This is a genomic window from Mannheimia massilioguelmaensis, from assembly GCF_000940515.1.
GTDB classification, from domain to species: Bacteria; Pseudomonadota; Gammaproteobacteria; order Enterobacterales; family Pasteurellaceae; genus Basfia; species Basfia bettyae.
Genome location: NZ_CDQL01000008.1, coordinates 306,420 through 328,474, shown reverse-complemented (window position 1 = coordinate 328,474; position 22,055 = coordinate 306,420). Strand labels below are relative to the sequence as shown.

Below are 22,055 nucleotides of genomic sequence, written 5' to 3'. Positions count from 1 at the left end.
TTACCACCTAAACACAGAGAAGAAAAAATGACAGACAATCTTCAAGAACTTATTTCACCTAAGCTCGCAGCTGCAATTGCCAATCCATTATTCCCTGATGTGGATAGTCAATTACGCTCAGGCAGACATATTAGCCAAGAACATTTAGATAATTATTCATTTTTAGCTGATTTTCAAAATGAATTAGATAGTTTTTATCGTCGTTATAATGTAGAACTTATTCGTGCCCCAGAAGGTTTTTTCTATTTACGTCCTAAAGCAACTACATTGATTTCACGTTCAGTACTGAGTGAACTTGAAATGCTAGTAGGTAAAGTGTTGTGTTATTTATATCTAAGCCCAGAACGTTTAGCACAGCAAGGTATTTTCACGGTACAAGAAGTTTATGATGAATTATTAAATCTTGCAGATGAAAGTAAATTACTCAAAGCTGTCAATCAACGTTCCAGTGGTTCTGATTTAGATAAGCAAAAACTGGCAGAGAAAGTAAGAGCCGCAATTAGCCGTTTACGTCGTTTAGGTATGATTTATACTGTTGGTGAACAAAATAGTGGCAAGTTCACTATTTCTGAATCAGTATTTCGTTTTGGTGCTGAGGTTCGTGCAGGAGATGATGCTCGTGAAGCACAATTACGTTTAATTCGTGATGGAGAAGCAGCAACACCAGAATCATTACAACAAACAGAACAAAGTGCGGTTAAATCTGACGAAAATTTTGAAGATGAATTAAATGATGAGTTAGGAGACGAAGAATAATGTCCGAAGAATTAGAACTAGAAAATGAATTTCTGGAAGAAAAAATCGAAGAAACTTCAGCTCCCACTACGGTATTAGCTCAATCAACTGTCGAACGTGGCAAGTTCCGTTCATTAACTTTAATTAACTGGAATGGTTTTTTCGCACGTACGTTTGATTTAGATGAATTAGTGACAACTTTATCTGGTGGTAATGGTGCTGGTAAATCAACCACGATGGCTGGTTTTGTTACTGCATTAATTCCTGACTTAACATTATTACATTTTCGTAATACCACAGAAGCAGGAGCCACGAGTGGTTCTCGTGATCGTGGTTTACATGGTAAATTACGTCCAGGGGTTTGTTATGCTGTACTTGATACAGTAAATTCTCGCCATCAACGAGTGTTAGTCGGTGTGCGTCTACAACAAATTGCTGGCCGTGATAAAAAAGTTGATATCAAAACTTTCTCTATTCAAGGATTAGAACTGTCATTTCATCCAACGAATATTTTGACCGAAGCTTTAGGTGAACGCCAAGCTCGTGTACTGAATTTAACTGAGCTAAAAGATAAAATGGATGAAATAGGGGCACAATTTAAACAATATCATTCTGTTGCTGATTATCACAGCATGATGTTTGAATTGGGAATTATCCCTAGACGTCTACGTTCATCATCAGATCGAAGCAAATTCTATAAATTAATTGAAGCCTCATTATATGGTGGTATTTCAAGTGCAATTACTAAGTCATTACGTGAATATTTATTGCCTGAAAACTTAGGCGTACGTAAGGCTTTCCAAGACATGGAAAGTGCTTTACGTGAAAACCGCATGACTCTTGAAGCCATTAAAATGACACAATCTGATCGTGATTTATTCAAACATTTAATCACTGAGACAACTAATTATGTTGCTTCAGATTATATGCGTAATGCTAATGAAAGACAGGGTAATATTGAGTCTGCCTTAAATTTCCGTAAAGAATGGTATTCTGCAAAATCTGAACAAGATTTATCACAACATAAATTAATAGATTTAAGTCGTGAAGCTGCTGAATTAAGTGAAAATGAAAAAACATTAGAAGTCGATCACCAAAGTGCATCAGACCACTTAAATTTAGTTCTTAATGCATTACGTCATCAAGAGCGTATTGAGCGTTATCAAGAAGATGTTTCTGAATTAACAGAACGTCTAGAAGAACAAAAAGTCGTAGTGGAAAATGCGAATGAACAGCTAGAAGAAAGCCAAGCTCAATTTGAAAATTTAGAAAATGAAGTTGACCAAATTCGTTCACAATTGGCGGACTATCAACAAGCACTAGATGCCCAACAAACTCGAGCCTTACAATATCAACAAGCTATCCAAGCTTTAGAAAAAGCGAAAGCTTTATGTGGTTTAGCAGAGCTATCAGTGAAAAATATTGATGCTTATCATGATGAATTTAAAGCACAAACCGAGACATTAACAGATAAAGTGCTTGAATTAGAACATAAAATGTCTATTTCTGAAGCCGCCAAAACCCAATTTGATAAAGCTTATCAATTAGTATGTAAAATTGCAGGAGAAGTACCACGTTCAGCTGCTTGGGAGAGTGCAAAAGAATTATTACGTGAATATCCAACACAAAAAATTCACGCTCAACAAACACCTCAATTACGTGCAAAATTATATGAATTAGAACAACGTTATGCTCAACAACAAAATGCAGAACGCTTATTAAAAGAGTTTAATCAACGTGCAGAATTAAATTTAACCTCTGCAGAAGCGCTAGAAGAATTTCATGCAGAGCAAGAGGTTCTTGTTGAAGATCTAACCGTTGAATTATCAGAACAAGTTGAAACACGCTCAACCTTACGTCAAAAACGTGAACAATTGACCGCACTTTATAATGAAAATGCTGATAAAGCACCAGCTTGGTTAACAGCTCAAGCCGCTTTAGAACGTTTACAAGATCAAAGTGGTGAACAATTTGAGAATAGCCAAGATGTTATGCAATTCATGCAATCTCAACTAGAGAAAGAACGTGAATTGACTATGCAACGTGATCAGTTAGAACAAAGACGTCAACAACTAGATGAACAAATTTCTCGTTTGAGCCAACCAGATGGTTCTGAAGATGCTCGTTTAAATGTATTAGCTGAACGTTTTGGCGGTGTATTATTATCAGAACTTTATGATGATGTTGCAATTGAAGATGCTCCATATTTCTCAGCATTATATGGTCCAGCTCGTCATGCTATTGTTGTTCGTGATTTATCTGTAGTCAAAGAACAATTAACACAATTAGATGATTGCCCTGATGATTTATATTTAATTGAAGGAGATCCCTCTGCATTTGATGATAATGTATTTTCAGCTCAAGAACTTGAGCATGGTGTAGTCGTTCAAGTATCTGAGCGTGAACTACGTTTTTCTAAATTCCCTGAAGTGCCATTATTTGGTCGTGCAGCACGTGAAAAACATTTAGAAGAACTAGAAACACAACGTGATGAAGTGGTTGAAGATTATGCACAACGTGCTTTTGATGTACAAAAATGCCAACGATTACATCAACAATTTAGTCAATTTGTTGGTTTACATCTAGCATTAGCATTCCAAACCAATCCTGAAGAGGTTATGCGTGAGATTAATCAAGAACGTAATGATATTGACCGTCAATTAACAAACTTCAGCACAGGGGAACAACAGATTCGCATTCGCTTAGATAAAGCAAAAGAGAGAATGCAATTATTGAATAAATTGATTCCGCAATTAGCTTTATTAGCAGATGATAGTCTATTAGATCGTATCCAAGAATGTCGTGAACAATTGGATGTTGCAGAGCAGGATGAACAATTTATTCGTCAAAATGGCACTATGTTATCGCAATTAGAGCCTATTGCTAATACATTACAAAGTGATCCAGAAAATTATAACCGATTAAAAGACGATTTATATCAAGCTATAACATCACAAAAACAGGCACAACAAAAAATGTTTGCTTTAGCAGATGTTGTTCATCGTAAAACACATTTTAATTATGAAAATGCGGTTCAAGTAGAAACTAATGATTTAAATGAACAATTACGTGCACGTTTAGAACAGTTACAAGCGCAACGCGAACAACAACGTGAGCAATTACGTCAAAAACAAGCGCAATTTGCACAATTTAATCAACTTTATATTCAATTACAAAGCTCGTTTGAAACTAAAAATCAGATGCTTAAAGAGTTAACGCAAGAAGTTGTAGACTTAGGTGTAAGAGCTGATGAAGGTTCAGAAGAGCGAGCTCGTAATCGTAAGGAGCAATTATATCAACAATTATCAATTGCTCGCCAACGTCGTAGCTATATTGAAAAACAATTAACTTTAATTGAAAGTGAGGCAGAAAACTTATCTCGTCGTATTCGTAAAGCAGAACGAGATTATAAAACTCAACGCCAATTAGTCGTTGCTGCCAAAGTAAGTTGGTGTGTGGTATTACGTTTATCTCGTAATAGCGATGTAGAAAAACGCTTAAATCGTCGTGAATTTGCTTATTTATCTGCAGATGAATTACGTTCAATGTCAGATAAAGCTTTAGGTTCATTAAGAACAGCTGTGGCTGATAATGAATATTTACGTGATACCTTGCGTGTTTCAGAAGATAGCCGTAAACCAGAAAATAAAGTCCGATTCTTTATTGCCGTTTATCAACATTTACGTGAGCGTATTCGTCAAGACATCATTAAAACAGATGATCCAATTGATGCAATTGAACAAATGGAAATTGAGCTTTCTCGCTTAACTGATGAGTTAACTAATCGTGAACAAAAATTGGCAATTAGTTCCGAAAGTGTTGCTAATATTATGCGTAAGACAATTCAACGTGAACAAAATCGTATTCGTATGTTGAATCAAGGCCTCCAAAATATTTCATTTGGTCAAGTTAAATCTGTACGATTAATGGTAAATATTCGTGATACTCATGCCATGTTATTAGATGCATTATCTGGTAATCAGGAAGAATATCAAGATTTATTCAGCGATAATCGCATGACCTTCTCTGAAGCTATTGCAAAACTCTACCAACGTTTAAATCCACATATTGATATGGGGCAACGTACAGCACAAACAATTGGTGAAGAATTATTAGATTATCGTAATTACCTAGAGCTTGAAGTAGAGGTATATCGTGGCGCTGATGGTTGGTTACGTGCTGAAAGTGGTGCATTATCAACTGGTGAAGCGATTGGTACAGGGATGTCAATCTTATTAATGGTTGTACAAAGTTGGGAAGAAGAAAGCCGTCGTATTCGTGCTAAAGATATTGTGCCTTGTCGTTTGTTATTCTTAGATGAGGCTGCTCGTTTAGATGGTAAATCTATTTCAACCCTATTTGAATTATGTGGTCGTTTAGACATGCAATTAATTATTGCAGCTCCTGAAAATATCAGTCCTGAAAAAGGTACAACTTATAAACTAGTGCGTAAAATCTCTGGTAACCAAGAGCATGTTCATGTTGTTGGTTTGCGTGGATTTGGTGCAACAGAGTAGTTCTCTATCATGTTACAAAGTGCGGTTAAAAAATGGGAATTTTTGACCGCACTTTTATTATTCTCAACTAAGAAAACATAAAAGGAAGCTTATGCATAATCTTATTTTTGCTATTCTTTGTAGTGTCTCTGTATCCATTTTATTAAAAGTTGCTCGTAAAAAAAATATTGTCATTGAGCAAGCTATCGCTTTTAACTATATAGCTGCGATTAGCCTTTGTTATTTTTTGCTAAAACCTGACTTTAAAGAACTTGGTTTTACGGAGTTTTTTGTAGAAAGTGAAGCTAAACCTATATTTTTAACTTTAGGTATTTTATTGCCAACTGTTTTTATTTTTATGTCTAAAGCCGTAGAATATGCGGGCATTGTTCGAGCAGATGCTGCGCAGCGCTTAGCGTTATTTCTGCAAATTGTCGCTGCTGTATTTTTATTTAATGAAAATTTAAGTCAGTTAAGAATTATCGGGGTTATTGTCGCATTCATTGCATTATTCTGCCTGTTATCGAAACCTAATAATATTGAAAATTCAGGAAAAGGAATACTGTTTTTATTGCTAGTTTGGGTAGGTTATGGCACTAGCGGAATTTTATTTAAAATGATTGCAAAAATGGGCGGTGCATTCCCAACAACATTGTTTATTTCCTTTGTGTTAGCTTGTGTAATTATGTTTGTTTATCTCATGATAAAACGAACTAAATGGACAGTACCAAGTTTCATCGGTGGAATAATATTAGGTTGCTTAAACTTCTTTAACATTCTGTTTTATATCAAAGCACATCAATATTTTAGTGATGCACCTACCATTGTTTTTGCAGGTATGGATTTAGGTGTTATTTGCTTAGGTGCATTAACTGGCGCTTTAATATTTAAAGAGAAAATCAGTAAAATTAATGGGGTAGGGATATTGTTAGGATTGGGCGCAATTATCTTACTTTATGCAGAAAAATTATTTAGTTAATGAATAAATATAAAAGCAAAGGTGGGCAAATGTCCACCTTTTTTATATAATTAAATCAACAAATTACTTACGGAGTCAATACAGATACAGAAAGGCAAAATTATGGCAAATAATGACTTTAGCTTTTTTATTTATGATTATGAAAGTTTTGGCGTAAATCCAGCTTCAGATCGTCCTGCTCAATTTGCAGGTATCAGAACAGATGCTGATTTTAACATAATTAGTGACCCTGTCATGTTTTATTGTAAACAAACTAATGATTACCTACCATCTCCTGAAGCCGTTATGGTGACGGGTATTACACCTCAAGAATGTAACGAAAAGGGGATTAGTGAACCTGAATTTGCGGCTAAAATTCTTGCTGAATTTAGCAAGCCTAATACTTGCATCATGGGATATAACAATATTCGTTACGATGATGAAATGACTAGGTATACCTTTTATCGTAACTTTATTGATCCATATGAATATAGTTGGAAAAATGGCAATTCTCGCTGGGATTTATTAGATCTAGTGAGAGCCACTTATGCATTACGCCCAGAGGGCATTAATTGGCCCGTAGATGAAGAGGGAATTCCAAATTTTAGATTAGAAAACCTAACCAAAGAAAATGATATTGCCCATGAAAATGCTCATGATGCAATGGCTGATGTATATGCCACAATAGCAATGGCAAAATTGATTAAGCAAAAACAACCTAAATTATTTCAATTTTTCTTTGAAAACAGAGGTAAAAAAGAAGTAGAGAAGCTTATTAATACAGGGGAGATGACTCCTATTGTTCATGTATCTGGAATGCTTGGCAACTATCGAGGAAATACAGCTTGGATGGCACCTATTGCATGGCATCCAACTAACCAAAATGCGGTTATAGCCTGTGATTTATCAGCTAATATTGATGATTTACTTAGTAAAAGTGCGGTAGAATTACAGAAAAATTTATATACAAAGAAAGCTGAATTGGAAGAAAATGGGGTATTACCAGTTCCATTAAAACTTATTCATATCAATAAATGTCCCATCGTTGCACCTGCCAAAACTTTATTACCTGAAAATGCACAACGCTTAGGTATTGACCGAGCATATTGTCTAGAAAACCTTACAAAATTACGCAATTCACTAGATATACGCGAAAAAGTGCTAGAAATCTTTACTGAAGAACGTCAATTTGAAATATCAGACAATGTAGAAACAGAATTATATAATGGTTTTTTCAATACCGCTGATAAAAACAATATGGCAATATTGCGAGATCTCCCATCTGAAAAATTAGCCGATTCAGGATTATCATTTGAGGATAAAAGAATTGCAGAATTGTTATTCCATTATAGAGCACGTCATTTTTATAAAACATTAACTCGTGCCGAACAAATAAAATGGCAAAAATATCGTCAACGTAAATTAGAAAAGTCAGCCACGCAATTCACTGAAAGCTTGCAAAGATTAGCTGAAGAATATTCCGAAAATCCTCAAAAATTAGCATTGCTACAAAACATATATGAATATGGAATGAAACTGCTAAGCTAAATCACGAGATAAATATAGAATCATTTAAATTCATTTTACTGATAATTATAGGTTTTAAATCTCAGATTTTGCGTAGCGTTATCAAATAATAATGTAAAAAGCCTCAACTAAAATAGTTTGAGGCTTATTTTTTATTTATAAATCAGTACAAAATAATCACTAGAACATCTTGAAAATTTCTTTACAAATAATTTTTGCCTGTTGAAAAAGCATTTTAAATAGATACTAAAACATTCAAATAGCCAGTCATGTATTGAATAAATAGTATTTTAATGCTGTGTATAACTATGTGATTTATTTATTACGTAGTATTTCCTAACTTTGTAACTAACTTCGCATAATGTATATTATGTTAAATAAATAAATTATAATGTCACAAACAAACGCTCTAATCTTCACACTACTCTGTAAATAATAATGATCTAAATTTTCAAGGATTGTTTTTTAAAGGATGGAAATTTATTGAATGAGATTTTATGACTTAATGTTGTACTTTTTGATATGGTTATTGGTTAATTGTGATAACGCTACGTAAAAAATAAAACTGTATGAAGCCTATTGGGAATTAGATTTAAAAAAATATTGGCCTATTATAATGACTAATACATCCATATTCTTATGGATTCTGAATTTGCAAATAACCAATAAAAGCATCTCTATTTACACTATATTGTTTTATTTTATCTTCCCTATTCATTATATTTTTTATTCATATACTATAAAATACAAATGACAACGTCACATAATTAAAAAATCGACTCATTATAAATGCGACTACTTATCAATCAATTATAGTGCTGATAATCATTCTTATGGATATTTTTAATAATAATGATTGTCATTAAAAATATCATAAAAATTAATAACTTAAGTTAAAATATTAATTGCAAGTATAAAAAAAATGTATAGAATGTATTTTAAATTTATGGTTAATTTTTAATCCATTTTAAAAAGGAAATATCTATGTTAAAAAAAGCTATTACTGATAAGTTAAATGAACAAATTAATTTAGAATTTTATTCATCAAACATCTACTTACAAATGAGTGCATGGTGTTCAAAACATGGTTATGAAGGTTCTGCAGCATTTTTATTACGTCATGCAGATGAAGAAATGGCACATATGCAGAAATTATTCACATATGTGAGTGAGACTGGTGGGCTACCTTTATTAGGTAAAATTGAAGCACCTAAGCATGAATTTAATTCTTTACGTGAAATATTTGAAATTACATTAAAACATGAAAAGTTAGTGACTTCAAAAATCAATGAATTAGTCGAAGTGACTTCTGAACATAAGGACTACTCTACATTCAACTTTTTACAGTGGTATGTAGCAGAGCAACATGAAGAAGAAAAATTATTCAATGGCATAATTGATAAATTTAATATTCTTGGTGAAGAAGGTCGGTCACTTTATTTAATTGATAAAGAATTGGCTAATTTAGATTTAGAATAAATAGCAGGAGGAATAAAAATGTTATCTGCAAATGTAGTTAAATTATTAAATGATCAAATGAATTTAGAATTCTACTCTTCTAATCTTTATTTACAAATGAGTGCTTGGTGTGATCAAAAAGGTTATGTGGGTGCTGCTGCTTTTTTATCAGATCATGCAGCTGAAGAGATGGAACATATGCGTAAATTATTCACTTACTTAAATGAAACAGGTGCCTTAGCTATTATTGATACAATTGATGCGCCTCCCCATGAATTTACATCATTAAAAGCAGTAATGGAAGCAACTTATCAACATGAGTTATTTATTACAAGTAAAATTAATGAATTAGTTTCTGCAACATTTGAAGAAAAAGATTACTCTGCTTTCAATTTCTTACAATGGTATGTAGCAGAACAACATGAGGAAGAAAAATTATTTAATAGCATTCTTGATAAATTTAAAATTCTTGGTGAAGAAGGTCGTTCTTTATTCTTTATTGATCAGGAATTAGCAAAATTAGCCACTGCAACTAAATAAATCTAAACGAAAAACCGACAGCAAATTTGTACTCTAAAAGTTGAAGTAACTCGTAAAGAATTAAAGTATAAATTTTGTCGGTTTTTTATTGTCAAAATAAACTAGTACTACCCTCATAAATGTGGTATTTTGTAGCGCTATTCTACTTCTGAATAATCTGGACATTAGAATCATTTTTGGAATATGTACAAGTCTTATATGTAAAAGCGACAATTAAGATACATAACATAATAAGTATCTGTATGAGGCGTTTTCGAGTAAGTTTTTCAGCTGGCATTAAATGTCCTTTACTTTAAGTATTCTTAATTTGAATAAATAATGGTATCATTTATTGAGTTAGATCAATTTTACATGATTGTATATATTATATAGATATTTATCGAGAAACACATGAAACTTTTATCCGCAGAAGCTTCAAAGGCTGGTCGTCGCATTCAATCTGGTGGCTGTGCTATTCACTGCCAAGATTGTAGTATTAGTCAACTTTGTATTCCTTTCACATTAAATGAGCATGAATTAGATCAGCTCGATAATATTATCGAACGTAAGAAGCCAATTCAAAAATCTCAAATATTATTTAAAGCTGGTGATGAACTTACTTCTCTTTATGCAATTCGTTCTGGTACGATTAAAACTTATACGATTAGCGAAACGGGAGAAGAACAAATTACTTCATTCCATTTACCTGGTGATTTGGTGGGGTTTGATGCTATTACCAGTATGAGTCATCCGAGTTTTGCACAAGCACTTGAAACGGCTATGGTATGTGAAATCCCCTTTGATATCTTAGAAGATTTAACAGGTAAAATGCCAAAGCTTCGTCAGCAAATGATGCGTTTGATGAGTAGTGAAATTAAATCTGATCAAGAAATGATTTTATTACTTTCTAAGATGAATGCGGAAGAACGCTTAGCTGCTTTTATTTATAATCTTTCTAAACGTTATGCTGCCAGAGGTTTTTCAGCGAGAGAATTCCGTTTAACGATGACTCGTAGCGATATTGGTAACTATTTAGGTTTGACCGTTGAAACTATCAGTCGATTATTAGGGCGTTTTCAAAAACTTGGTATCGTTTCTGTGCAAGGTAAATATATAACTATTAATGATATGACTCAACTTATTGAATTATCAGGCACAAATAGAACAAAAATTAAATTAACTAGTTAATTTTGAAATCCAGTTTAGACCAAATCTGAACTGGATTTTTATTTTTTGCAATCACCTTTACAAAGTTGTTTTACTCATATTTTTAAAATCAACTGCTTGTTATTGGTGAGAAACTGAACTATTCTTATAGAAGAAATCAGAAAACAATGGAGATAATTATGAAGTTCAATAATGTACTCGTTATTCTAAATCCAGAAAATGAAAAACAATATGCACTTGCTCGTGCTGTGCGTTTAGTAAAAGAACAACATAGTGAGAACCCCGTAAAAATTACAGTCTTCTTACCTGTTTATGATTTATCTTACGAAATGTCTGCTTTGCTGTCCTCAGAGGAACGTGAAGAAATGCATAAAGGCGTGATTACTCAACGTTTGCAGCAAGATGTGCTTCCATATATTAATAAATATGCAGATCCAATGATTGAATTTCAACCTAAAGTTGTTTGGAATAGCAATGAAGCCGAGGCATTAGTACAAGAATTAGAAGAAAACACTTACGATTTAGTCGTTAAATATACTAAAGAAGAAGCAAGTTTAGCCTCTATTCTATTTACACCTATTGATTGGCAATTGTTACGCAAATGCTCTACACCTATTTTAATGGTACGTGATGGCGATTGGAAACATCAACGTCGCATTTTGGTTGCGGTGAATGTATCTGGAGATGAAGAGTATCACGATGATTTCAATCAACAACTCGTCTCTCTAAGTATCGACTTAGCTGATAATTTAGAGCGTGGTAATATTCATTTAGTCAGTGCATATCCTCCGACACCAATTAATATGGCCATTGATTTACCAGAATTTCATTCGAATGAGTACACAAATAGTATTCGTGGGCAACATCTTATCAATATGAAAGCATTGCGACAACAATATGGTATTGATGAAGATCATACGCATGTATTAGAAGGCTTTCCAGAAGAAGTGATCCCAGAGGTTGCAGATAAAATTGGTGCAGAATTAGTAGTTTTAGGCACTGTAGGTCGTACAGGATTGTCAGCAGCCTTGCTTGGAAATACTGCTGAACATGTTATTAGTAAATTAAAATGTAATTTATTAGCTATCAAACCGAATAAAGAGAATGAATAATTTCTAATATTCTCGTTAACGAAAAAAGTGCGGTTATTTTTCCGCACTTTTTGTTTGTTCTGCATGAGCTTGTCTTAATTCTCTTGCTACCGTAGTAATTGCTTCTCCACTGCTCATACCTTGTTGCATCAGCGTTTGGATTTTTTCTACTGCTTGTTGCTGTTGTTCATGAGTTAAACTCAGTAATGAATTCTCAATTTCCATTATCTATCCTTTTAAAATTTTTGATTTTTTAACCGCACTTTTACCAACCGAATTGCTCGAATAACTTAATCCATTGTTCATCTAAGTCAGCTTTCACACAGATAGATTGCTGTGTTTTCGGATGTATAAATTTTAAGGTTTCTGCATGTAACATTAAACGTTTAACGCCAATATGTTCACTTAATGCCCTATTTTGATGTAAATCGCCATATTGTGTATCTCCTAAAATAGGATGAAAAATATGTTTCATGTGACGACGTAACTGATGTTTTCTTCCTGTATGAGGGATTAGCCGTACTAAAGAATAACGTGAAGTTGGATATCGTCCTACTGAATAAGGCATTTCAACGGTTTTTAAGCTTGCATAATCAGTTATAGCTTCTTGTGGCTCTTTATCTTCTTGAGCAAATTTATCAGCAATTTTATCCAACTGAATTTTCAATGGATAGTTAATTTGTTCTACACCAGTTAAATACCCTCTCACCACCGCTAAATAACTTTTTTCTACTTGCTTATTTTCAAATTGTAAACATAAGGAATTGGCAATTTCACTACTTAAAGCAAATAGTAAAACCCCCGATGTAGGGCGATCTAAGCGATGAATGGGATACACTAATTTACCGATTTGATCTCGCAAAGTTTGCATTACAAATTGCGTTTCATGTTTATCTAACCAACTACGGTGAACTAACATGCCCGCAGGTTTATTCACTGCGACAATCACATCATCTTGATATAAAATTTCTAACATCATTATTGATTTTGTAATAATTGTTCCATTTCAATCAACGGACTTAAAAGCAAACTTAAATTATCTGTTTCTTTTAGAGCTTCTTCCACATAAGGGGAAATAGATATTTGGCTTGGTAATTCTGTCTGATTTTCAATTAAAGCATACATTCTTGGAATAAAAATCCACTGTAACCATTCATTTGCAGTCATGGTATCAATAGCAAATGGTTGAGTACTCATAAATGCTTTTTCATCTGGAGGAGTTACTTGCCATAAATCCAATGTTTGCAATGCAAATTGAAGTTGTTGTAGATGTTTTTTCGCTTGAATATGAACTGTCAAAATAGACCTCTAATTAGTTATAGGTTATGATGTTTATTTTATACAAAAAAGCGATTAATTACTAAAAATAAATAAAATGTATCTTATTGAAGTTTTTTTCAGAAACACACAATCTGAAAATCTATCTATACAAATATCATTAATCAATCAAATTATTGACCAATGGCGTTACAACGGACAAATTATTGGTCGTGAAATTCCAGTATTCCTCGCTAATCAAGAAGATGAAACAGGATTAGCTACCAGAGTCATTTGTCCTGAACAACAAAGCTTGCTACCTGAATATAATAATTGCGAAGTTAATCGTTGTATGGAGCAAGCGGAAAACCGCGGTCTAATTTTTGATAATTTTCAAATTGTCGGTGAGGATTTAAACTCAGATATGACTTTTGAGGGAAATAAACCCGATTGGCAAATATTATATACGACTTATTTGCAAGTCTGCTCACCATTGCATAGCGGTGATGGTTTAGCACCTATTCCACTTTATAAACAGCTAAAAGATGTCCCTCATTTGAGTATGGATGTGATTAAATGGCAGGAAAATTGGCAAGCTTGCGATCAGCTACAAATGAATGGTGCAAGCTTAGAGCAACAATCTTTATATGAAATTTCAGATGTCCATAGTAATGTATTTAAGCATGGTTATTATCTAACCAAAGAAATTGAAAAACATACGGGTATTCCTACTTATTACTATTTATATCGTGTAGGTGGTGAAACCTTAAAATCCGAGCAACAACGTAAATGCCCTATTTGTCACCATGATTGGGCATTAGAAAAACCTCTTTTTGAGCAATTCCATTTTAAATGTGATCATTGCCGCTTAATCTCCAATATTTCATGGAATTTTTTATAATTAATTAGGAAAAACAATGGATTATCAAGATAGCAGTTTAAAGAAACTAAAATTAGGCCAAAAAACTGAATATTTTTCAAATTATGACCGCAGTTTATTGCAACCTGTACCAAGAGCACTAAATCGTGATGGATTAGGAATTACAGCACATCAACCTTTTACCATTGGTGCCGATATTTGGACCGCTTATGAAATCTCATGGCTCAATCCTAAAGGGTTACCTCAAGTAGCGATTGCTGATGTGAAAATTGACTATCGCTCAATTAATTTGATTGAATCTAAAAGTTTTAAACTCTACTTAAATAGCTTTAATCAAACAAAATTTGAATCTTTTGAACAGCTCCAATCAATCATGCAAAAAGACTTAACTGATTGTGCACAAGGGGAAGTAACAGTTCAATTAAATAAACTTAGTGATTACAATAAACAACATATCCAGCACCTTGATGGTGAATATATTGATGAGCAAGATATTGAAATTAATAGCTATGATTTCAATGCTAACCTACTTGAAAATTGCACTAAAAATATTTCAGTAGAAGAAACCTTAGTGAGTCAATTATTAAAATCGAATTGTTTAATTACCAATCAACCAGATTGGGGAACAATACAAATTCATTATATTGGTAACCAAATTGATCGTGAGAAACTACTCCGTTATTTAGTTTCTTTCCGTCAACATAATGAATTCCATGAACAATGCGTAGAACGCATTTTCTGCGATATTATGAAATTTGCGCATCCTGAAAAATTGACAGTGTATGCACGTTATACAAGACGTGGTGGGTTAGATATTAATCCATTTCGCTCAAATTTTGAATCTGTACCCAATAACCAACGCTTAGCCCGTCAGTAACTTAGGGGGAAAAATGTCAACAATACATTATATTAATCCTCGTGGAAGTATGGATCAGCTTTCGCATATGGAAGTAGAACTCTTAACCAATAATGCACGAAGTGATCTATACCAAATTTTTCGTAACAGTGCATTAGCAGTACTCAATTCAGGCGCAGTTACAGATGATAGCCGTGCTTTATTAAATCATTACCCTGATTTTGAAATAAGCTTAGTGAAAAAAGAACGTGGTGTTGCCCTAAAACTAATCAATTCACCAGATAATGCTTTTGTTGATGATAAGATTATTCGTAATATTCAACATAACCTATTTGCTGTGTTACGAGATATTTTATTTGTAAATAGCCTTATGCAAAAATTAGGTCTAGGTGAAAGCCAACACAGCGATATGATTACAAATCAAGTTTTTTCTATTTTACGTAATGCAAAAGCGTTAACTATTGGAGAAGATCCTAATATTGTGGTTTGCTGGGGCGGTCATTCTGTGAATCAAACAGAATATCACTATTGTCGTGCAGTGGGCTTAGAATTAGGATTACGAGAGCTCAATATTATGACAGGATGCGGGCCTGGTGTAATGGAAGCACCGATGAAAGGTGCTGCAATTGGGCACGCCAATCAACGCTATAAAAATAGCCGTTTTATTGGGGTCACGGAGCCATCTATTATTGCTTCTGAACCACCTAATCCGATCGTCAACGAATTGATTATTATGCCTGATATTGAAAAACGATTGGAAGCTTTTGTTCGCATGGGCCATGGCATTATCATTTTTCCTGGTGGACCTGGTACTTTTGAAGAGTTTATGTTTATTTTAGGAATTAAACTTAACCCTGAAAATAAAGCCCAACCACTTCCCTTAATTCTGACTGGTCCGAAAGAAAGTGCGGAATATTTTGCAACCATTGATCGTTTTGTACATGATACATTAGGTGAAGAAGCACAATCACTCTACTCTATTATTATTGATGATCCTGTTGCTGTTGCTCGTCATATGAAATCTGCGATGGGTGAAATTAAAGATTTTCGCTGTAAACATTCTGATAGTTTTAGTTTTAACTGGTTACTTAAAATTAATAGTAATTTCCAACATCCTTTCATTCCAACCCATGAAAATATGGCAAATCTAAATTTACATTTAGAACAACCATCAGTTGATTTAGCTGCTAATTTACGGCGAGCATTTTCAGGTATTGTTGCTGGTAATATTAAACCTGAAACCCAAGATAAAATTCAATCTGATGGTAAATTTCAATTAAAAGGAAATCATCAATTAATGGAAAATATTGACCTATTGTTGCAAGATTTTATTCTTCAGCATCGTATGAAATTACCGACAGGTGAGGCATATGTGCCTTGCTATGAAATTCACCGATAATGATTCAATATAAAGTGCGGTAAGTTTTCCAAAAATTTTTCGCACTTTTCTTCTATCATTAATCTAAATTAAATATTGAAGATATAGCTAACTCCGCTATACTAATTCCTTTTTAAAGGAAAGATTAGAGAACTTTAGGAGTATCATTAGATGAATAGAATTGAACAACTTTTTGCCAACAATCATAGTTGGGCAATACGAATGAAAGAAGAAAATTCATCTTATTTCAAAGAATTAGCAGAACACCAAACTCCACATTATTTATGGATTGGTTGCTCAGATAGTCGAGTTCCAGCAGAAAAACTGACAAATTTAGAACCCGGAGAATTATTTGTACATCGAAATGTTGCCAATCAAGTTATTCATACTGACTTAAACTGCTTGTCTGTTGTCCAATATGCTGTAGATGTCTTGGATATTGAGCATATTATTATTTGTGGGCACACTAACTGTGGCGGCATCAAAGCAGCTATGGCGAAACAAGACCTTGGGTTAATTAATAACTGGTTATTACATATTAGAGATATTTATTTTAAACATAGCCACTTATTAGGTAATCTATCTCCTGAAAAACGGGCGGATATGCTGACAAAACTAAATGTGGCGGAACAAGTGTATAATTTAGGACGAGCCTCGATTGTCCAAGATGCTTGGAAACGAGGTAAGAAATTAGCGCTGCATGGCTGGATTTATGATGTTAATGATGGATATTTAGTGGATCAAGGTGTATTAGCAACAAGTCGAGAAACCCTGGAAATTTCTTATCGTAATGCAATTGCTCGTTTAAAAACCCTTAGTGAAGATGATATTTTACGCAAAAATATCCCGTTGCCTGAAGATAATTCAAAATAAAATTTTTCATAAAAAAACCGCACTTTAATAGTGCGGTTTTATATTTTATAGTTAATTAAAAAATAGCTACAGATAAGCCCACAACAATAGCTAATGAAAGTACAACCATTACCATTGCATAACCGAAGTCGCTCATTTCTCACTCCTAGATCAATTATTGTCTAGTTAATTCTAACAAGAAACTTGATATAAATCTATTTATATACTTCTATAATTAAAAATATGTGACAAACCGCAAACTTTTGTAATTATTAGCTATAAAAGATTAACCTAATGCCATTCTATCTTTATAATAGATAAAATTTTTAGGAGATAAATATATGGCAACAATCAAAGATGTCGCAAAAATGGCTGGGGTTTCCACTACAACCGTTTCCCATGTGATTAATAAAACTCGTCATGTCGCAGATGAAACCACACAAGCTGTAATAGATGCAATAAAAGCCCTTAATTACTCTCCTAGTGCGGTTGCTAGGAGTCTAAAAGTAAATACGACAAAATCTATTGGTATGGTTGTAACAACAAGTGAAGCACCTTATTTTGCAGAAATTATTCATGCCGTTGAGGAACAATGTTATCGCCAAGGCTATTCTCTATTTTTATGTAATACACAAAATGATCCAGATAAAGTGAAAAATCATTTAGAAATGCTAGCGAAAAAACGTGTTGATGGTGTTTTAGTAATGTGTTCTGAATACTTAGATGATAGTCGCCATGCATTAAAAGATTTTAGTTATATGCCAATGGTGGTTATGGACTGGGGCCCTGTAAACCCAGATACAGATTTAATTCTAGATAATAGTTTTGAAGGTGGTTATTTAGCGGGTAAGCATTTAGTAGAAAATGGACATAAAAAAATTGGCTATTTAAGTGCAGAATTGAAAAAAGTAACGGCTAAACAGCGTTATCAAGGTTTTATGAAAGCTCTGTCTGAAGCGAATGTAACAATGAATCCAGATTGGTTATTTGAAGGCTCTTTTGAACCTGAAGATGGCTATGAATGCATGAATAAATTACTTACTATGGAAAATAAACCAACGGCAGTTTTCTGTTGTAATGATATTATGGCATTAGGTGCGATTTCAGCGATTGCAGATAAAGGTTTGCGAGTGCCTGATGATATTTCTGTGATCGGTTATGATAATGTTCATTCATCAAGATTTTTTGCCCCACCACTTACGACAATTCACCAGTCCAAAGCACGTTTAGGTGAAAGAGCATTAAAATTACTTTTTGAACGAATTAGTAATAAAGAAGCAAAACGTGAAACTATTGAAATTCACCCTGAATTAGTGGTTCGTAAATCAGTAAAAAAAATCCTATAACTAAACGAAAAGGCTCAATAATATGAGCCTTCTCTTTTTCTAGAATAGATTAATAGCCTTGTTCATAGATTAATTCAACGAGTTTCACCGCTAAAAACGCCAAGGTAAAACGCTGTTCATCTGCCACTAACCAAAATTGTACGCCATTATCAATACTTTCAGCATTACTGATATGTAATTGAATAATCTGCTCGTTACTTTCCATTTCACCATTAATCACTGGTGTAATCATTTTTTCATTATGATATTGAATAAAATCATGAGAATTCCATTGGTTAAGTAAATTATCAATATTCAATTCATATTCTGATTTTATACTTACCATTTGTGCTAAGCCATAAAATACAGGCACTTGGATTTGGTGAAATACCACATTATCTAATTGAGAAAAAACTTTTTGTAATTGTGCAGTTAAATTTACAGGAGCCGCAGGAAATACATCAAAGGCTAAACGTTGTTGCTCATCATTTAATGGAATACCATTGAGCAATTGTGCAGTTTGCCCAACTAAACTACTAACCGTTTCTGCATTAACATATGACGCTGGCTGCAAAGAGCTTACCATTAATTGATGAATAGTTGATTCATTAGTAATATCTCGTAAAGCTAGAGCTAGCTGACTCACTTGAGGATCTGGCAATGAAACAATATTACGTTGACGTAGCTCCACCAACTGCTCATTATTCACTGTAGGAACTACAACAGGGACATCAGATAAAGGTGAACAAATGCCTTTCATATCAATTACAACACATCCTGTCTCTGCTGCTTGAGCTAATAATGACGCATGGTTGAAATCACCCGCAAAAAATAAATAATTAAAGTCAGACCATTCCACTTTATCTGTCGTTAATTGTGCTACAGCTTTATTATTGAAACGTACGCCTTGTTCTTCTGAAAATGGATAAATTTCTACAATGGAAAGTTTTTCAATATTCAGTGAGCTTTGTTCTAAAAACTCAGCCACTTTTTCACATAAATCAAACTCTGCGGCAATTGCAACATTTAAACTTGAACCCATATACTCTCCTTAGAAAATAAAAGGATATATTCTACTTATTTTTTTAATGAAAACAAAATAACTCATCTTTAATTATGCAATATAAGATAAAAGTGCGGTATATTTTTGGAAAATTTACGCTATGCAATCAGTTATCTAATCATGCTGTCTATGGTCATTTGCTTGTTGTAATAATTGTCGGCTTTCTCTCATAAATTGCTCTGAGTAATCTCCAAACCATTGTTTTATTTCATTAAATGTTTTGATAAAACCATCTTTATCAGCATTTTCAAAAAATGCCAGACTATCCGTATAACTTTTCTGTAAACTTTTTATTACAGCAAGATTTTCAGGTTTATCCATGATAATATCTGCATATAATTCACCATCTTGCGCAAATAAACGCCCGATCATAGCCAGTTCTAAACGATAAATAGGTGATGACAATGCTAATAAACTCGCTAATTTTACTGGTTGACGAGATAAATGTAGCCCGCTAGTAAAGGTCACAAAGTGACGTAACGCTTGAATATATGTCATACTATGATCATGTTCAACCGCATCTACTTGATAGACTTTTGCTCCCCATATTTGAATTTGTTCTAACAGCCATTCATAACGTTCAGGAAAACGTCCATCACAACGAACTACAACTTGTTTTGCCAGACTTGCTACATCTGGACCAAACATAGGATGTAACCCTACTACTGCTCCTTGATGTACTTCTAACATTTTTTCTAAGGGCTGACGTTTAACAGAGGTTAAATCAGTTAATAACATATTATCCTTCAAATAAGGTTTTAGACGTTCAATTGTATCTAAGGTTTTTGCAATAGGTACACAAACAATCACGACATCAGCATCTGCAAAAATGGCTTCTGCACGATCCCAATCTTGACTCCCTAATGCTTCTACATGATAACCTGAAGCAATAAGAAATCTGCCCCAAAGTCCACCTAATTTCCCTTTACCACCCACAATAACAATCTTTTTGATATCAGGATTAACTGTTTTAAAGCCATAATTATTTTCGTTAACGTAAGATTCACGCATTAAACGACGTAATACATCTTCTATTAAATCTGCAGGCACACCTATTTTTTCCGCTTCTATACGACGTGCTCTCAACATATCTGTTTCACGCTCAGGTACATAAATTGGTAAACCATGTTGATGTTTAATTTCACCCACTTTTTTTACTAATGCTAAGCGTTTGGCAAAAATATTTAAGAGTTCTCGATCTAATGCATCAATCTCATTTCTAATTTCTTTTAAGGCTTCCACACTGATATCCTCTAATCATAAAATTTTCATCATTATATTAAAAATGGCTAATATTCACACAATTGATATTAGAAAGATTATTTATTTTTTAAATCTTGAGCAATTTGACGTAATAATCTATCGGTAGTTTCCCAATTAATACAAGCATCGGTAATTGATACTCCATATTTCATTTCAGAAATGGGTTGTTCAGAACTTTGATTACCCGCATTAATATGGCTTTCAATCATTAGTCCGATAATAGAACTATTGCCATGTACAATTTGATGAATGGCATTCTCTGCTACCATTGGTTGACGCTTATAATCTTTATTAGAGTTACCATGGCTACAATCAATCATAATTGAAGCTTTCAAGCCTGCTTTTAATAGCTCCTGTTCGCATTGCTCAACAAATTCTTGATAATAATTTGGTGTTTTACCACCCCGTAAAATCACATGTCCATCAGGATTACCTTCAGTATGTAATAAGTTTACTTGACCATGTTGGTTGATTCCTATAAAGCTATGTCCCATTGAGGCTGCTTTTAACGCATTAATAGCGGTAGATAAACTACCATCGGTGCCATTCTTAAAGCCAACTGCCATAGATAAACCCGAAGCTAACTCGCGGTGAGTTTGAGATTCTGTAGTCCGTGCACCAATTGCAGACCAACTAAATAAATCTGCCATATATTGAGGCGTCATAGGATCTAAAGCTTCTGTCGCCAATGGCAAACCTAAGTTAGCCAAATCTAATAGCAGTTGACGAGCAATATGCAGCCCTTCTTCTACATGGAAAGATCCATCAATACGAGGATCATTTATTAGCCCTTTCCATCCTACCGTTGTACGAGGTTTTTCAAAATAAACACGCATCACAATATAAAGTTGATCTTTTAACTCATCTGATAATGCTTTTAATCTTTTGGCATAATCAATAGCGGCAATAGGATCATGAATTGAACAAGGCCCAATCACGACTAATAAACGTCTATCTTTTTTATGTACAATATCAGCAATTTCACGGCGATGCGTTTCGATTTGTGTACGTAATTTATTGGTTAAAGGTAATTTTTGTTTTAATTCTGCGGGGGTAATCAATATTTTCTCATCAACGATATGAATATTGTGAATGCTATCTTTCATATTTTCTTCCTAGTCTAAATATTTTATTACATTTAATTGTAATAAATAAATTACACTATACATAAAAACATTTCAAGACTTAAGAATAAATAATTCAAAAAATACGATTAGAGAAAAATTCTTG

The 22,055-nt window shown here is 33.5% G+C and carries 19 protein-coding genes; 13 read left to right on the top strand and 6 right to left on the bottom strand.

Annotated features, from left to right (window positions below; all coding sequences use genetic code 11):
- The first annotated feature begins 27 nt into the window (after positions 1–27).
- The 8 genes from mukE to uspE all read left to right on the top strand — a co-directional run bounded on the left by mukE (position 28) and on the right by uspE (position 11,972).
- Positions 28–756, top strand: coding sequence for a chromosome partition protein MukE (gene mukE / locus BN1226_RS09830; RefSeq protein WP_044471049.1), 729 nt, complete (start codon positions 28–30; stop codon positions 754–756).
- Entirely contained in the window at positions 756–5,252 is a 4,497-nt protein-coding gene (gene mukB / locus BN1226_RS09825) for a chromosome partition protein MukB (RefSeq protein WP_044471048.1), read from the top strand. The genes mukE and mukB overlap by 1 nt, the downstream gene beginning before the upstream one ends.
- 91 nt (positions 5,253–5,343) lie before the next feature.
- Positions 5,344–6,210 (top strand): EamA family transporter, encoded by an 867-nt coding sequence (locus BN1226_RS09820; RefSeq protein WP_044471047.1) that lies wholly within the window; start codon positions 5,344–5,346, stop codon positions 6,208–6,210.
- 102 nt (positions 6,211–6,312) lie between these two features.
- Positions 6,313–7,737: an exodeoxyribonuclease I gene (gene sbcB / locus BN1226_RS09815; RefSeq protein WP_044471046.1), complete on the top strand. Its 1,425-nt coding sequence runs from the start codon at positions 6,313–6,315 to the stop codon at positions 7,735–7,737.
- A 963-nt stretch (positions 7,738–8,700) separates the two neighbouring features.
- Positions 8,701–9,195, top strand: coding sequence for a non-heme ferritin (gene ftnA / locus BN1226_RS09810; RefSeq protein WP_044471045.1), 495 nt, complete (start codon positions 8,701–8,703; stop codon positions 9,193–9,195).
- 18 nt (positions 9,196–9,213) lie between these two features.
- Positions 9,214–9,714 (top strand): non-heme ferritin, encoded by a 501-nt coding sequence (ftnA, locus tag BN1226_RS09805; RefSeq protein ID WP_005759084.1) that lies wholly within the window; start codon positions 9,214–9,216, stop codon positions 9,712–9,714.
- Positions 9,715–10,104: 390 nt separating this feature from the next.
- Entirely contained in the window at positions 10,105–10,881 is a 777-nt protein-coding gene (locus tag BN1226_RS09800) for an FNR family transcription factor (RefSeq protein WP_044471044.1), read from the top strand.
- 158 nt (positions 10,882–11,039) lie between these two features.
- Positions 11,040–11,972 carry a universal stress protein UspE gene (gene uspE / locus BN1226_RS09795; protein ID WP_044471043.1) on the top strand — a complete coding sequence of 311 codons (933 nt, stop codon included), beginning with the start codon at positions 11,040–11,042 and terminating at the stop codon, positions 11,970–11,972.
- Positions 11,973–12,005: 33 nt separating this feature from the next.
- Here uspE and BN1226_RS10645 read toward each other — a convergent pair whose 3' ends face one another.
- The 3 genes from BN1226_RS10645 to BN1226_RS09785 are packed head-to-tail and all read right to left on the bottom strand — an operon-like array spanning position 12,006 to position 13,250.
- Positions 12,006–12,176, bottom strand: coding sequence for a YoaH family protein (locus BN1226_RS10645; RefSeq protein ID WP_082041929.1), 171 nt, complete (start codon positions 12,174–12,176; stop codon positions 12,006–12,008).
- A 40-nt stretch (positions 12,177–12,216) separates the two neighbouring features.
- Positions 12,217–12,927, bottom strand: a complete 711-nt coding sequence (truC, locus tag BN1226_RS09790) for a tRNA pseudouridine(65) synthase TruC (RefSeq protein ID WP_204204336.1) — start codon at positions 12,925–12,927, stop codon at positions 12,217–12,219.
- A 2-nt stretch (positions 12,928–12,929) separates the two neighbouring features.
- On the bottom strand, positions 12,930–13,250 hold the full coding sequence (locus BN1226_RS09785) for a YqcC family protein (protein ID WP_044471041.1): 321 nt from the start codon (positions 13,248–13,250) through the stop codon (positions 12,930–12,932).
- 76 nt (positions 13,251–13,326) lie between these two features.
- On the opposite strand from BN1226_RS09785, the gene BN1226_RS09780 reads away from it, so the two are divergent.
- From BN1226_RS09780 to purR, 5 genes are all read left to right on the top strand, one after another.
- Complete coding sequence (locus BN1226_RS09780; protein ID WP_044471040.1) at positions 13,327–14,109, top strand: Zn-ribbon-containing protein; 783 nt, start codon at positions 13,327–13,329, stop codon at positions 14,107–14,109.
- Between the two features lie 16 nt (positions 14,110–14,125).
- Positions 14,126–14,965 carry an NADPH-dependent 7-cyano-7-deazaguanine reductase QueF gene (queF, locus tag BN1226_RS09775; protein WP_044471039.1) on the top strand — a complete coding sequence of 280 codons (840 nt, stop codon included), beginning with the start codon at positions 14,126–14,128 and terminating at the stop codon, positions 14,963–14,965.
- Positions 14,966–14,978: 13 nt separating this feature from the next.
- A complete protein-coding gene (gene ppnN / locus BN1226_RS09770) occupies positions 14,979–16,343 on the top strand; it encodes a nucleotide 5'-monophosphate nucleosidase PpnN (RefSeq protein WP_044471038.1) in 1,365 nt (454 codons plus the stop codon).
- Positions 16,344–16,493: 150 nt separating this feature from the next.
- A complete protein-coding gene (gene can / locus BN1226_RS09765; RefSeq protein WP_044471037.1) occupies positions 16,494–17,195 on the top strand; it encodes a carbonate dehydratase in 702 nt (233 codons plus the stop codon).
- A 320-nt stretch (positions 17,196–17,515) separates the two neighbouring features.
- Positions 17,516–18,520 carry an HTH-type transcriptional repressor PurR gene (gene purR / locus BN1226_RS09760; RefSeq protein ID WP_044471036.1) on the top strand — a complete coding sequence of 335 codons (1,005 nt, stop codon included), beginning with the start codon at positions 17,516–17,518 and terminating at the stop codon, positions 18,518–18,520.
- A 49-nt stretch (positions 18,521–18,569) separates the two neighbouring features.
- On the opposite strand, the gene BN1226_RS09755 is transcribed toward purR, so the two are convergent.
- From BN1226_RS09755 to BN1226_RS09745, 3 genes are all read right to left on the bottom strand, one after another.
- Positions 18,570–19,541, bottom strand: a complete 972-nt coding sequence (locus BN1226_RS09755) for an oxidoreductase (RefSeq protein ID WP_044471035.1) — start codon at positions 19,539–19,541, stop codon at positions 18,570–18,572.
- 135 nt (positions 19,542–19,676) lie between these two features.
- Positions 19,677–20,804: a bifunctional chorismate mutase/prephenate dehydrogenase gene (gene tyrA, locus BN1226_RS09750; RefSeq protein WP_044471034.1), complete on the bottom strand. Its 1,128-nt coding sequence runs from the start codon at positions 20,802–20,804 to the stop codon at positions 19,677–19,679.
- 77 nt (positions 20,805–20,881) lie between these two features.
- Positions 20,882–21,931, bottom strand: a complete 1,050-nt coding sequence (locus BN1226_RS09745) for a 3-deoxy-7-phosphoheptulonate synthase (protein ID WP_044471033.1) — start codon at positions 21,929–21,931, stop codon at positions 20,882–20,884.
- Between the last annotated feature and the right edge of the window lie 124 nt (positions 21,932–22,055).

What these genes read in the sequence shown, in the direction of transcription:
- mukE (WP_044471049.1), top strand. Translation starts at nt 28, where the DNA reads ATGACAGACAATCTTCAAGAACTTATTTCACCTAAGCTCGCAGCTGCA.
- mukB (WP_044471048.1), top strand. Translation starts at nt 756, where the DNA reads ATGTCCGAAGAATTAGAACTAGAAAATGAATTTCTGGAAGAAAAAATC.
- BN1226_RS09820 (WP_044471047.1), top strand. Translation starts at nt 5,344, where the DNA reads ATGCATAATCTTATTTTTGCTATTCTTTGTAGTGTCTCTGTATCCATT.
- sbcB (WP_044471046.1), top strand. Translation starts at nt 6,313, where the DNA reads ATGGCAAATAATGACTTTAGCTTTTTTATTTATGATTATGAAAGTTTT.
- ftnA (WP_044471045.1), top strand. Translation starts at nt 8,701, where the DNA reads ATGTTAAAAAAAGCTATTACTGATAAGTTAAATGAACAAATTAATTTA.
- ftnA (WP_005759084.1), top strand. Translation starts at nt 9,214, where the DNA reads ATGTTATCTGCAAATGTAGTTAAATTATTAAATGATCAAATGAATTTA.
- BN1226_RS09800 (WP_044471044.1), top strand. Translation starts at nt 10,105, where the DNA reads ATGAAACTTTTATCCGCAGAAGCTTCAAAGGCTGGTCGTCGCATTCAA.
- uspE (WP_044471043.1), top strand. Translation starts at nt 11,040, where the DNA reads ATGAAGTTCAATAATGTACTCGTTATTCTAAATCCAGAAAATGAAAAA.
- BN1226_RS10645 (WP_082041929.1), bottom strand. Translation starts at nt 12,176, where the DNA reads ATGGAAATTGAGAATTCATTACTGAGTTTAACTCATGAACAACAGCAA.
- truC (WP_204204336.1), bottom strand. Translation starts at nt 12,927, where the DNA reads ATGTTAGAAATTTTATATCAAGATGATGTGATTGTCGCAGTGAATAAA.
- BN1226_RS09780 (WP_044471040.1), top strand. Translation starts at nt 13,327, where the DNA reads ATGTATCTTATTGAAGTTTTTTTCAGAAACACACAATCTGAAAATCTA.
- queF (WP_044471039.1), top strand. Translation starts at nt 14,126, where the DNA reads ATGGATTATCAAGATAGCAGTTTAAAGAAACTAAAATTAGGCCAAAAA.
- ppnN (WP_044471038.1), top strand. Translation starts at nt 14,979, where the DNA reads ATGTCAACAATACATTATATTAATCCTCGTGGAAGTATGGATCAGCTT.
- can (WP_044471037.1), top strand. Translation starts at nt 16,494, where the DNA reads ATGAATAGAATTGAACAACTTTTTGCCAACAATCATAGTTGGGCAATA.
- purR (WP_044471036.1), top strand. Translation starts at nt 17,516, where the DNA reads ATGGCAACAATCAAAGATGTCGCAAAAATGGCTGGGGTTTCCACTACA.
- BN1226_RS09755 (WP_044471035.1), bottom strand. Translation starts at nt 19,541, where the DNA reads ATGGGTTCAAGTTTAAATGTTGCAATTGCCGCAGAGTTTGATTTATGT.
- BN1226_RS09745 (WP_044471033.1), bottom strand. Translation starts at nt 21,931, where the DNA reads ATGAAAGATAGCATTCACAATATTCATATCGTTGATGAGAAAATATTG.